10 protein-coding genes are annotated in these 13078 nt (G+C 64.5%); 2 read left to right on the forward strand and 8 right to left on the reverse strand.

The window, feature by feature from the left end; genetic code table 11:
• The first annotated feature begins 172 nt into the window (after nucleotides 1-172).
• Complete coding sequence (locus AB0H61_RS29500; protein WP_357310773.1) at nucleotides 173-1225, forward strand: NAD(P)-dependent alcohol dehydrogenase; 1053 nt, start codon at nucleotides 173-175, stop codon at nucleotides 1223-1225.
• A gap of 80 nt (nucleotides 1226-1305) precedes the next feature.
• Here the strand turns inward: AB0H61_RS29500 and AB0H61_RS29505 are convergent, their stop codons facing one another.
• The 5 genes from AB0H61_RS29505 to AB0H61_RS29525 form a co-directional block, all read right to left on the reverse strand.
• Nucleotides 1306-1518 (reverse strand): TetR family transcriptional regulator, encoded by a 213-nt coding sequence (locus AB0H61_RS29505; protein ID WP_357310775.1) that lies wholly within the window; start codon nucleotides 1516-1518, stop codon nucleotides 1306-1308.
• A gap of 93 nt (nucleotides 1519-1611) precedes the next feature.
• Entirely contained in the window at nucleotides 1612-2064 is a 453-nt protein-coding gene (locus tag AB0H61_RS29510) for a hypothetical protein (protein ID WP_357310777.1), read from the reverse strand.
• Between the two features lie 12 nt (nucleotides 2065-2076).
• Nucleotides 2077-2661 (reverse strand): MarR family winged helix-turn-helix transcriptional regulator, encoded by a 585-nt coding sequence (locus tag AB0H61_RS29515; RefSeq protein ID WP_357310779.1) that lies wholly within the window; start codon nucleotides 2659-2661, stop codon nucleotides 2077-2079.
• A 521-nt stretch (nucleotides 2662-3182) separates the two neighbouring features.
• The gene (locus AB0H61_RS29520) at nucleotides 3183-3719 is read right to left on the reverse strand and encodes a hypothetical protein (protein ID WP_357310781.1); all 537 of its coding nucleotides are present in this window, start codon (nucleotides 3717-3719) and stop codon (nucleotides 3183-3185) included.
• Between the two features lie 194 nt (nucleotides 3720-3913).
• Nucleotides 3914-4330, reverse strand: coding sequence for a VOC family protein (locus tag AB0H61_RS29525; protein ID WP_357310783.1), 417 nt, complete (start codon nucleotides 4328-4330; stop codon nucleotides 3914-3916).
• A 64-nt stretch (nucleotides 4331-4394) separates the two neighbouring features.
• Between AB0H61_RS29525 and AB0H61_RS29530 the strand changes: the two genes are divergently transcribed.
• A complete protein-coding gene (locus AB0H61_RS29530) occupies nucleotides 4395-5351 on the forward strand; it encodes a WYL domain-containing protein (RefSeq protein ID WP_357310785.1) in 957 nt (318 codons plus the stop codon).
• Between the two features lie 241 nt (nucleotides 5352-5592).
• Here the strand turns inward: AB0H61_RS29530 and AB0H61_RS29535 are convergent, their stop codons facing one another.
• The 3 genes from AB0H61_RS29535 to AB0H61_RS29545 form a co-directional block, all read right to left on the reverse strand.
• Nucleotides 5593-7488 carry an NACHT domain-containing protein gene (locus tag AB0H61_RS29535; RefSeq protein WP_357310787.1) on the reverse strand — a complete coding sequence of 632 codons (1896 nt, stop codon included), beginning with the start codon at nucleotides 7486-7488 and terminating at the stop codon, nucleotides 5593-5595.
• Nucleotides 7489-7942: 454 nt separating this feature from the next.
• Nucleotides 7943-9349: a 3-phosphoshikimate 1-carboxyvinyltransferase gene (gene aroA, locus AB0H61_RS29540; protein ID WP_357310789.1), complete on the reverse strand. Its 1407-nt coding sequence runs from the start codon at nucleotides 9347-9349 to the stop codon at nucleotides 7943-7945.
• Nucleotides 9346-13078 (reverse strand): cyclopropane mycolic acid synthase family methyltransferase (locus tag AB0H61_RS29545; RefSeq protein ID WP_357310791.1); only part of this gene is annotated, 3733 nt, incomplete at its 5' end. The genes aroA and AB0H61_RS29545, both read right to left, overlap by 4 nt.

Consider the following 13078-nt stretch of genomic DNA (forward strand, 5'->3'; position numbering starts at 1 on the left):
CCGGATCGCCAGCGCAGGCGCCACCACGCACAGCGAGATCGTGATCGCCACCACGTCCTGCACCCACCGCACCGCCTCCCGCTAACATGAACTTGAATTCGACATCAACACACGTGGGCGGCGCTGACCAGCGCCCCGCCCCCGCACCCCTGCATCGATAGGTACGTACTCCATGACTCTCGCTACCGCATATGCCGTCGCCGCCCCCGACGGCCGCTTCGAGAAGACCACCGTCGAACGCCGGAAACTCGGGCCCGACGACGTGCTGATCGACGTCAAGTTCGCCGGAATCTGCCACTCCGACATCCACACCGCACGCAACGAGTGGCAGGGAACCAGCTATCCCTGCGTGCCGGGACATGAGATCGCGGGCATCGTCGCCGCGGTCGGGTCACACGTCACCGGATTCGCTGTCGGCGATCGAGTCGGTGTCGGCTGCCTGGTCGACTCCTGCGGCGAATGCGAGAACTGCCTGGTCGGGTCGCAGCAGTACTGCTCGCGAGGTGCGACGTGGACCTACAACCACAAGGTTCCAGAGGCGGTGCAGGACGGCGGCATCACCATGGGCGGGTACTCGACGCAGATCGTGGTGACCCAGGGCTTCGTGGTGTCGATTCCGGACGGTATCGCGCTGGAGCAGGCCGCTCCGCTGCTGTGCGCGGGAATCACCCTGTTCTCCCCACTGCGGCACTGGAACGCCGGGCCGGGTAAGCGGGTCGCCATCATCGGCATGGGCGGGCTCGGCCACATCGGTGTGAAGATCGCGGCGGCGCTCGGCGCCGAAGTCACGGTGCTGAGCCAGTCGCTGAGCAAGCAGGACGACGGGCTGCGGTTCGGCGCCCACCACTACTTCGCGACCGCGGACGAGACCACCTTCCGCACCCTGCGCGGCCACTTCGACCTGATCATCAACACCGTGTCGGCCGAGCTGCCGATGACGAAGTACATCAGCCTGCTGAAGCTGGACGGCACCCTGGTTGTGGTGGGTATGCCGCCCGAGCCGATGCTGATCCCCGCCCCCTCCCTGATCGGGGCGCGACGCTCGGTTGCCGGCTCCCTCATCGGCGGCCTGCCGCAGACCCAGGAGATGCTGAACTTCTGCGCCGACCACGGCATCGGCGCCGAGATCGAGGTCATCGCGGCCGACCGCATCGACGAGGCATACGACCGCGTCCTACGCAGCGACATCCGCTACCGGTTCGTCATCGACACCGCCACCTTTTAGTTGTGACGCGTGTTGCCTCGGCGGCAGCCGCAAGGGGCGAATCCCCAGCAGCCGCGGCGGCGCCGCCCGGGGGTCCAGCGTCAGCGCCAGGTCATCGCGGTGCTCACCGCGGTTGCGGTCGCGTCCTGGATATGGCCGTAGGCGGCGATCAGCACGTCCTCGCGATTCTGGAACTCCTCATAGAACTGGGGGCGCGACAGCCCGGCCGCGGCGCACAGGTCGGTAAGAGAGCAATTGGCATATCCGAGTTCGGCGAAGACGAGAATTGCGGTCTCGATGAAGCGGAGCGCCACGCGGCGCGGCGCTCCGAGACCGCACGGCCGCCGTACTGCCTGCCGTTGTCACCAGACCACAGCGCAGGCGATGAACGCCGCACCCGAGCCCGGCTACGCCGATCGGCGATTCCGCAGGGCGCGTTGCTCCCGAAGGACGCGGCGGCTGTCGGTGGCAGCCAGCGCCCACGCGACCAGCAGCGGTTGAAAGACCAGTCGCACAGCACGTTTGGTGTCGGTGTCGAGACCGAAGGCGTCGGCGTGGTTGACCAACTGCGCGATATTGCCGGGGAAGATCGCGACGAAGAACGCCGCGACCGCGCCGCCGACAAGGGCGCGGCGGGGCTGTTTCCAGGTGGCAAGCAGCGCGCTGCCGAGGCCGATCTCGACGACCCCGGACGCGACGACGACGACATCGGGGTCCAGCTGCAACCAGCGCGGGACCTGCGCCCGGAATTCCTGGCGCTGGAACGTCAGATGACCAGTGCCGGCAGAGACCAGCAGCGCGCCCAGCGAGGCCTGGCCTAGCGCGCGAAGACCGTTCGGGCCGTTAATGTTCCGTGACATTGACAAACTCCTCTAGGACAGGCCCGCGGACGCCGATATCGTCCTGGGGCTATAGATTTCGTGTGCATTCCCGGGAGATTTCGTGTGCATTCCCGGGGATACGCCCCGTCCGCAGCCGGGTGGTTTCGGCGAGACATCGTGCGACTGGTCCCGGAGCCCGGTCAGATCCTGTGGCGACAGTCCGACATCAACGGCGACGCTTTCGATCATGCATCTGACCTGATCCTCGAGTGCCCTGCTCGCCGCAGTGGGACGCAGCACGACTTCTCGTTTGTCGGCGCCGCCCGGGTCGCTGTCTACCAGATCGGCCGTAGCCAGGCGTTCGACCAGTGGTGACACCGTGCCGTAGTTGAGGCTCAGGCGTGCGCACAGCTGTTTCATGCTCGATCCCGGCTGCTCCCACTGCGCCAGCAGGACGAGGTACTGCGGGGAGGTCACCCCCATTCGGTCCAGGAACGGCCGGTAGGCCGCCGCAACCAGGCGTGATGTCGCGTACAGGGCGAAGCACAGCTGATTGTCCAGCGCCAGCGATGTCTCGAAGGCGGACTCCTGGTCCGCCGCGGAGGTATGTGTGGTCGACATGTTCATGGCTCCCATCCGGGGAGTATCCGCATCACCGCGTCCTACGCTGATCGTCCGGCGACGGTGACGCGGACCCCCGCACCATCGTAGGATTTCACCGCGATGCCGGATCGGCGCAGTGCCGTGGTCGGACGCCCTGCCCGGTCGGTGTTGCACTGGATGAACAGGAAGTTGGCCGCACTCACCGGCACCGCTAACCCGTGCCCGCGCAGCGCCGCGGCCCGATGATCGCGCTCCTGGTTGATCAGTTCGATCCGGTAGGTCAGCTCGGTTTCGGCCGCGTACGCCGTCGTCCGCGTATTCGACGCCCACGGCCCCGCAGGACACGACGCGATGCCGGTCAGAGTCGACTGGGTCCGGGCCCGCCTGCACCAGCGATGGCACGGAGATCGCCGGATGCGAAGACGGCGCTGTCCACAGCCGGACCAAAACCGCCACCGGGGTCACCACCCTGGCCGCAGGGCGGGAACTCCCACACACAGACCCCCGGTGTGCGGATGCGCGCAGCCTGGTGATGTAGGAATCCTGATGAATGGTCAGCTCTCGCTCGCCCACCGCTTCAGCGCAGCAGGACTGTACAGCTCGGGATAGGCACACGGGTCGTACTCATCGCGTGGGACGCATGCACCGCGCAACATGTCCGGAAGCTCGGTCGCCTCCGGATCGAAAACCGTACCGATTGGGCACCGATTGCCGTATACACCCTGGGCGCCGAGATCGAGGAAGTACCCGGCTGGGTCGTCCGGATCCAGCCGGTGCAACCGGTACGGCTCTTGGCCGGACGCCGCATCCAGACGGTTGAGCAGCTCCGGGTATTCGAGAACAACTCGGCGTGCCTCGTCGACGGTCTTCCATCGTTCCGATCGCAACAACGCCTGGGCCCGCTCGTGCTCGTGTTCCCACCGCTCATGCTCATGCGGATCGGATGCCTTCCGCGCGGCGTTGCGCGCCGAGTATCGAGCGAACCTCGAGTACAGCCAGGCGCGCTCCCGCAGATGATCGAGCTCGTCGGGGGACAGCTCGGCATCGGCTTGCAGGATTCGACGCAGACGCCGGCCATGACGTTCACTCACGCTTCCATTCTCACAGAGCCCAAGGAACACCGAAAGGATTGCCACAGAGCGTTATTCGAGCAACGTCGAGCAGCATGAGACCATCCACAATGTCGGGCTAGGTTGTCAGCACAGCGTTCGCCATCACCACCAGCCCAAGGCACGTCCGTCACCGAACCACTTCCGGTGAATCCGAGGGCCGACACCGGAACGGTTCAGACACCGTGGGTGGTCAGGCAGAACGGGTGCCCCGCGGGATCGAGCATCACCCGGCGGTGGCCCATGTCGGGTTGGAAGGTGGTCAGGACCGCGCCCAGCTCGCCCATCCACGCTTGCGCGGAATCCAGATCATCGACCCCGAACTCCAGATGGGCCTGCTTGGCCACCACCGATTCCGGCCAAGTCGGGCGTTGATAGTCCAGGATGCGGATGAAACCCAATCCCGGCCCGGCGGCTTCGGTCCCGAGTAGGACAAAGTCATCGCTGGTGTAGAGCACCGGCAGGCCGAGTCCACGGCTGTAGAACTCTGCCAACTCGACAGGATCTGGGCAGTCGAAATCTATTGAGAGCCAACGGATTATCGGTCGAGGTTCAGCGACGGCACGGTGCTGTGTTGTCGGTTCAGCAGTCATGGGTCCAGACCATAGGGTCCGACCAGGACAGGTCCGGTCCTGGATCTGGACGAGAATACCGACTGTGATCGGATCTACTGCGCGGTTGCTGCATGTATTGGCCCTGCTGGACTCACGCCCGGCATGGACCTGTCAGGAATTGAGCCGGCGGCTGGGAGTGACCGACCGTACGGTGCGCCGCGATATCGCACGCCTGCGGGAACTGGGGTACGGCATCGATTCCGATCCGGGCCCGTGGGGCGGCTATCGCCTGGCTCGTCGACCGCGGGTTCCAGCGCTCGCCCTCGACGAAGAGGAGGGTTTCGCAGTGGCCGTGGCGTTGCGGGAAACCGCGGCCGGCGGCGTGCTCGGCAACAGCGTCTCGGCATTGTCGGCGCTGTTCAAACTGCAAACCCTGTTACCCGAACGGTTCGCGCGCCACCTCGACGCGGTGAACCGCACCCTCGCTCATACCGCCGACGGGGCGGATGCATCCCCGCAAGCCGACGCGTCCCTACTGTGGGCTCTAGCCACGGCCTGCCGCCAGAGTGAACGCCTCGCGCTCACCTACCGTGATCATCATCAGCACATCACCCGCCGCTACGTCGACCCCTATCGACTGGTGCGCGCCAACCGCCGCTGGTACTTCCTCGCCGAAGACGTCGACAAACAGCAATGGCGTACATTCCGGGTGGACCGGGTACTGGACACCGAACTCACCGGACATCGCATCCAACACGACAACCCGCCCGACCCCGCCACGCTGGTCACCGAAGCGATCGCCGCGGTCACCTACCCGCTCTACGCCACGATCAGGCTCTCCGTGCCCCTCCAGCAAGCCTTACAGATCGTGCCGGCCACCATCGGAACCCACCGCCCCGACAGCCCCGACGCCACCCTCATCGATATCGGCGCCAACGACATCGACTGTCTCGTCACCTATTTGATGGGTCTGGGCACCACACTGCGCGTACTGAGCCCCGACACCGTCCGCCAAGCTCTCCTGGACAGGGTGTCCGCTCTCCGGGTCGATAACCTGTAACCCGGCTGCGCAACGCCCGCCGGTCCTCCCACCCGCTGATCGTTCGATATGACGGGGTTCACCGGAACAGCTCGCGACGAAACCCCCTCGACGTCGGCGATTCCTCTTCCAGGCTTGGCATTTCGCGCATCCCTCCCTTGATCGGACACGATTCGTCCAGGCAAATTTGCGAATCCTGGGTCGGGCCATAGGAGCGAGATACCGCATCGGTCTACGGCTGCGCCTTGCCGAACCGGGGAAACTACGGTGTGGGATGGCGCTCGAGATAGTCCTGGAGTTCGCGATGACGAAACTGGTATGCGCTGCCGGCGATGCGTAGCAAGCGAACCTCGTGACACCAGTCCAGGAAGCGTCCGAGTCGCCATGGCAGCGGTCTCGCCGACCATGCATGTCGTGTGCACAGAAGCATCACAAAATACGAGTACGACAAGCCCTGGGAGAGCAAGAATGCAGTCAGGACCACCGAGACGACGAACGCGTACTGCCATGGGCTGACGACAACGAAGACGAATGCCCAGGTCATAACCAGCAGACACCCGCGCACACCGAGACCGCGGACCCCTGCGTGTACCCCAGACCAGGGTTGGCGCCTCGACATCAACATCAAATGCAGTTGGGCGTAATCAGCCAGGAACGGTAGAACGAACATCAAAATGAATGCGGCGCCGATGGCGGTGGACCACGGCAGACCTGCACGACCGTTCCCGTATTGGGTGAGTAGTGCGGACACGGCAGCTGTCCCGACTACGGAGTTGGCAAGGTAGTCAAAGGGGTACCATCGACGATCTCGTGTGCGATAGATGTAGGACATCCATATCGCGTTACCCGTCGCGACGGACACGGCAGCGGTCGTGACGAGACCGAGGAAATGAAGCTTGTGCATCACGGTCTCGGTCGGCGTCAGCAGAGCTACACATATGGCGATCGCCGAGAGCATCCCGATTATCATCGCTCCACCGACGGCCATCAGGCGCCGTCGTCCGATGATAAGCGGCAGCCTGCTGTCCAGTAGATCGGTGGTCGTTGGAAAGCGGCTGTCGAAACGGCTGGTCCCGGACAAGTAGTCGTGGGACAGGACCCCGAGCCATCGATGGACGTGGTCGGGCGGGTAGGGGTGCCTCGCCGCAGGGTCGCCGCAGACGGCCGGAATCATCTGTGAGACAAGGTATTCACGTAGCGTGTCGATTCCTCGAGCCGCGATTCTCGCCAGTTCGGTCAGATCGTGAACATAGGAGCCGTCGCGGTCGTTGCGTTGGTCGTAGACGGTGACCGCCAGGGTGAGTCGCCAGGGTGTGGACAGGCCCAATGCAATCGGACCTGACGGGGCGGCAGCGATCGCGGCGATGATCGGCTCCCACCGGGCTGGGTCGATGACCCGCGCGCGAATGAACTGCACGGCCCGCGCAGCGGTAACCGGTTGGACTTCCAATGTCGCTGCGTTGCGCATCCACACCCGGGCCGCATCCAGCGCCGCATGCTGGTCGGTGCGGCAGGTGACGACCACGGAGGATCGGTGGCGGCCGTGCTGGTAGGTATTGAGCTCGGCAATCGCACGCGCGGCGCGGGAGGTATAAGCCCCCGCACCGTCGCTGTCCATCTCGTCGAGTCCGTCGATGACCGGCACGATCTTTCTGGCTTCGACCAACGCGGCCGCCGAGGATCTGAGCATTCCGTATGTCTGTTCCAGCTGCATGATCAGCAGGGCTTCGACAGTGTCGTGGTGCGGATCCCATTCGCTGGCACTGAGTCTGACCGGCACCGCACCGTCGGCAGACCGGGTTTCGAGCAAACCCACGATCAGTTCGATGGCCAGGACGGTTTTTCCGGCCCCGCCAGCACCGATGATCATCAGCCGTTGCGGGTGCAGGTTGTTGAAGTAGCTCACGATATCGGTGAGATCGGTTCGTGCCAACGGGTTTCCGGGCCTTGTTCCCGGAGCAGGACGGAAATCCAAGGCGATGTCGATCGCACTGGTGTCGCGGCCGAGCAGTTCATCGCGGGCATCGGTTTCCGCGCTCATGACCAGGCGTGCGAGCCGATTGGCCAGCTCGGCGACATCAGTGTCAGCCAATCCTTGCGCGCGGCGAGCCAGGACCAGCGACTGATACCCGAACCACACCGACACCGCCAGCGACACGAAGGCGACAACCAACGCGCCCGGATCGATTCCCCCGAGTTCGGCACCAGGGACCTGCCAGATGGCGACCGCCACAGCAAATCCGAGCGCGGTCAACGCTATCAAGCCGGTGCGAAGCCAACCCCACGATCGATCACGGCGCATAGGTTCCATATCGTGCCCGAACACCGAACGTCACAGATCGGATTCGCAGACATCGAGCCAACCGGCTGTCATCACCGAACGCGCCCGGACCGGCACTGAGTCCCCCGGTGAGCCCGGAGACTTCGTCTTCTGCGAAGGATGGAGTCGTGTCGTCATCGCCGGGCTTCCGCGACTGCTGTCTCGGCGCGGGCGGCCAGGGCATCGTGGACCGTTGTCCCGAACGCTGGGCACTTCTTCACAGACGAGCGGCCCGACGAGGTCCTCCAGCTCATCGACGAGTTGCGCATCGGAATGGGTGGTGCGCACGAGGTCAGACAAGATCGACCGTATCTATCTCCGGGTACACGTGGGAGTTCAGCCGTGGGGCGCCGTGTCCCTCGCCAACCACCGACGTCATGACGTCAGCTGCTGCGAACTCCTCGATGAACCTCGGGAACGACAGTCGTACGTCTTCGAATCCCGAGTACAGGTTGGCGGATCTCATGCGCAATCCCGCCACGAACAGCGACATGAAGATGCGGTGGTCATCCCAGCTGGAGAAGGTCACGCCGCCCGGATATGTCGGTGCGCCACGCACTTCGAAGCCGTCACAGATGCCATCGTCGTACAGCGCTTCGATGTCGACGCCCGCACGGGAAAGCTCGTGGACCATCGCCTCGATCCGCGAGGCTTTGTGGAACCGCACCAAACGTCCACCGACGACGCGCAGACTGCCTTCGACATACGCTCCGATCGCGGCGAGGGTCGGCACGATGTTCGGGCAGTCCCTGACGTCCACCTCGACGTTGCCGCGCAGCCGTCCGGTGGGATTCTCCACGACAAGCCTCGACGTCGCGCGTTCGAACGTGATTCGCAGCCCGAGTTGCTCGAGTATGCCGACGACAGCGTATTCACCCTGCCTGCTTTCACCGCGCACATGGGTCAGCGCGGATCTGCCGGGGAACAGAGCGGTTACCGCAAGCAGATATGACGCGGAGGTATAGTCCTCGCCGACCTGTACATCCCTGGCCCGGTACGCGGACGGCTCCACCCGGTAGCGGCGAAAATCGTCGGAGACCGAGACATGCACTCCGGCCTCGGTGAGGCACGAAATGGTCTGCACGACATACGACTTCGAGTAGAGCTCACCTACGATCTCGATCTCCACGGGGCCTTCCGCGAACGGGGCGGCGAACAGTACCGCGGTGATGAACTGCGAGCTGACGTCACCCGGTAGTCGACACACGCCGCCGCGCAACCCGCGTCCCCAATTCACAATGGGCGCACGCCCTTCACGGCAGATGGAGTCGATGCTGGCTCCGAGATCACGCAGCCCGGTCAGCAATGGCGCCATGACTCGACCGCACAGCGTCTCGTCTCCAGTGACGACTACCGGCGCCGGCTGCACCGAACCCAATGCGGCCATGGTGCGAAACACGAGTCCAGAGCCGTTTGCCTGGATCACCCGCCCTTCGTGGCGAAAGCGCCCGCCGCAGCCGCGGATTTCGAGATAGCCGTCCCGCTCGGTGATTTCGGCGCCCAATCCCCGGCATGCGTGCTTCATCACCTCGGTTTCCTCGGCGCGTAGATCGTTGAAGATTCGCGAGGTGCCATCGGCCAAGGTGCTCGCCAGTATGGCTCGCTGCGTCTCCGGTTTGGAGGCCGGGACCCGAAACGTTCCCGAAAAGGATTCGAGCGGTTCAACTCTGAGAAGATTTCCCTTCTCGATCGCCATCATCTGGGGCCGCCCTTCGCCAAGGTGAACTGGATGACATCGAGACGACCGTCACGGAACAACGAGGCACACCCCGTCAGGTACCGCATGTAGCGCTCGTACACCTGCTCGGAGGCAACCGCACACGCCTCGTCGCGTCGGGCTGCGAGCGCCGCCGACCAGCAGTCGAGAGTCCGGGCGTAGTGGTTCTGCAGGGCGTGTACCCGGGTGACCGCGAATCCGGCGGCCGTGGCGCTGCGGAGGATCCAACCCGGTTTCGGCAACTGCCCGCCCGGGAAGATCTCGTTCTGAATGAACCAGGCGAATTCGACGAGATCACGATCGAGATCGTCGGAATCGGTTCGGACGATGGTGTGCAGCAGCAGCACCCCATCGGCGGGTAGCAAGCGGGCAGCCTTGGCGAAGAATATGTCGTAGCGCTCGAGTCCGAAGTGCTCGAACGCTCCGATGCTGACGATCCGGTCGACCGGTTCGTCGAATTCTTCCCACCCTTGCAGGCGGGCTTCCATGTGCCGCCGTGTGTCGACGGCCTCGGCCAACCCCTGGACGTACGAATGCTGGTTTCGGCTGAGCGTCAAACCGACGCCGTCTACCTCGTAGGCTTCGACGGCGCGGCGCAGCGTCGAACCCCAGCCGCAGCCGATATCGAGCAGCGTCATCCCGGGACGCAGGTCACATTTCCCCAGCGCGAGATCGATTTTGGCAAGCTGTGCTTGTTCGAGGGTGAATTCCTCGTTCTCGAAATAGGCGCAGCTGTAGGTGCGTGAGGGATCGAGGAACAGCTCGTAGAACTCGTCCGACAGGTCGTAATGTGCCTGTACGTCAGCATAATGCGGGACGAGCTCGCGACCGATCCCGGAACCGGTCGGGCCGACCCCATCGGTTGGCCCACAGCTCGATTCGGTCTCACCGGCAGCCAGTTCGCGGTCAAGTGCAGCCAGTTCGCGGTCGAGTATCGAACCGATGATCGCCGAGGCTTCCTTGCCGTCGAAGGCGGCATGGGTGGCGTCGACATCCACGGTCTGGATCCGGCCTCCAATATGTCGGCGCCACAGGTGCTCGAGTGGTGCGTCGAGTCGCGACCCGTCCGCGGCACGGGTCGCCCGCAGGATCAGCGCATCACCACGGTAGAATGGCACCTCCCAGGCGCGATAGATATTCCAGTTGTTCCTGAACACCCGCGCCGCCAAGTCCACCAGATAGTCCCACTCGGGCGCTTGCACCGTCGTTCCGAAATGCTCGGTGAACCATTCCCGCACAAGGGCATCGGCGCGCGCGTCATCGGCGCCCTGGTCGACGGCCGGATCGACGCCGGGCTCGTACGGTCTGCTGTCCAGTAGGGCAAGCAATCCGACGGTGTGCCCGCGCCTGTCGAGTTCGACGGCCATGGCTTGCGCGACTACGCCGCCGAACGACCACCCCATCAGGTGATAAGGCCCGTTGGGTTGCTCGCCGATCAGCAGGTCGAGATAGTCGGCGACCATGGACGCTATGGATTCCGCGGGCGGTGCCGCACCGTCGAAGCCGCGAGCCTGCAATCCGTAGATCCCGCGATCGAGGACATGGTCGCGGAGTTTCAGGTATCCCCAGCTCAGGCCGCCGGCCGGGTGGATACACCACAGGCGAGTCCTGGATCCTCGTTCGCGAATCGGCAGAATGCTCGCGAATGGGTCGACCGTGTCCGGGAGATGCCCTTCTCGCAGTCGGGTTGCCAATGTCGCGACGGTGGGCGATTCGAACACGATCCGAATCGGAAGCTCCACGCCGAGTACCGCCCGGATTCGGCTGATCAATCGTGTCGCCGACAGCGAATGCCCGCCCAGATCGAAGAATCCGTCATCGATGCCGACCCGGGCCACGCCGAGGATTTCGGCGAACAGTTCCGCCAGGATCCGTTCATTCTCGTCCCGCGGACCTCGGTACACCCCGCCGGTGAATTCCGGGTCGGGAAGCGCGGCGCGGTCAACCTTTCCATTCGGGGTCAGAGGCAATTCCGCCATCGCCAGCACCGCGGACGGCACCATGAATTCCGGTAGCCGCCGCCCCGCAAAGCTCCGCATCCCTGCCAGTACATCGGCACGCTCGGATTCGCCGGACAAGCCCTCGATATCGTCGAGTACCAGATACGCCACCAGGTGCGCGCTACCGTCGGCGCCGGGGCGGGTCACGACGGTTGCGCGGCTGACGGCCGGGTGGGTCAGCAGTGCGGCCTCGATCTCACCCGGCTCCACCCGCACACCCCGCACTTTTACCTGGTCGTCGGAGCGCCCCACGAACTCCAGCACGCCATCCGGGGTCCAACGCACCTCGTCGCCGGAGCGATACATTCGTTCCCCGAACCCGAAGGGGCAGGCCACAAATCGCCCACCGGTCAGGTCAGCGCGGCCTTGGTAGCCGCGTGCAAGTTGAGCGCCCGCGATATACAGCTCACCGATCACTCCCACCGGAACCGGTCGTAATCCCCCGTCCAGCACGTATAACCGCGTGTTCGCGACAGGCGATCCGATCGGCACCGAACCGCCACCTACAACACCCGATATCCAGTTCTGTGTAACGCAGACCGTTGTCTCGGCCGGACCATAGGCGTTGACGACCTTCAGGTCGGGGTGAGATCGCTGTAGTCGCTCGACAATGCGGACCGGTAGCGGCGAACCACCGGAGAGCAGCCGGTCGATGGGTTGGAATACGTGGCTGTCCGGGTTCGCGTCCTCGAGCAGCAGCTCGATGACCTCGGGTGTGCCGAACATCGCTGTGGGCCGGGCGATGCGGCCGGCCCGAGTGAGCTCCTGCCGGTCCGCCCTGGCTGCAGTCGCCACGATCAGGCTAGCGCCACCCGCCAACGCGGGCCATATCTCTATCGCAGCGGCGTCGAAGCCGACGGACGCGTGAACCAGCATCCGGTCGGTGGTGCTCATCGGCCAACAGTGCATGGCCATGTTGGTGAGGTTCTGATGGGTGACGGTGACGCCCTTGGGGGTTCCCGTGGAGCCGGAGGTGTAGATGACGTAGGCGGGGTTGCCGGGGTGCAGCCAGCGAGTGCGATCGGCGTTTGCGGGGTTGGTATTCGGTGTGCCCGGGGCAAGGGTGTCCAGCAGTACACGGGGCGTAGACGTGTCGGGCAGGTCGATGGTGGTGTCGGTGAGGACGAGTTCGGGTGCGGCGTCGGTGAGTATGAACTCGGTGCGATCACTCGGATAGGCCGGATCGATCGGCAGATACGCCGCCCCGGCCTTCAGTACAGCCACCAGCGCCACGATCAGCTCGACCGAACGTGGCAGGGCGACTACGACAACCGATTCCGGGCCAACACCATTCTCGATCAACTCCCATGCCAGGGCGTTGGCACGAGAATTCAACTGCCCGTATTCGATTCGAATATCTCCACAGATCACCGCGATCGATTCCGGAGACCGCGCCACCCGATGCTCGAACAACTCCACGATCGTCGGCTCGGGTGTCGCGACTGCGGTGTCGTTCCAGGCCCGCAGAACCTGGTGAGACTCCTCGGCGCTCAACAAATCCACGCGTCCGACGCGGATCCCGGGGTCGCTGACGGCCTGTTCCAGGACGCGCACATAACGTGCCGCGATCTGTTCCACAGTCGAGCGGTCGAACAGGTCGGTGGCGAATTCGATCTCTCCCGCCAGTCCACCCGATCCGTCGCTGCCGTCGTGTTGTTCGGCGAGGCTGAAGGACAGGTCGAACTTCGCCGTCCGCAACGGCGCCTGCAGC

Source organism: Nocardia sp. NPDC050710 (assembly GCF_040654375.1).
In the GTDB taxonomy this organism is placed as follows: domain Bacteria; phylum Actinomycetota; class Actinomycetes; order Mycobacteriales; family Mycobacteriaceae; genus Nocardia.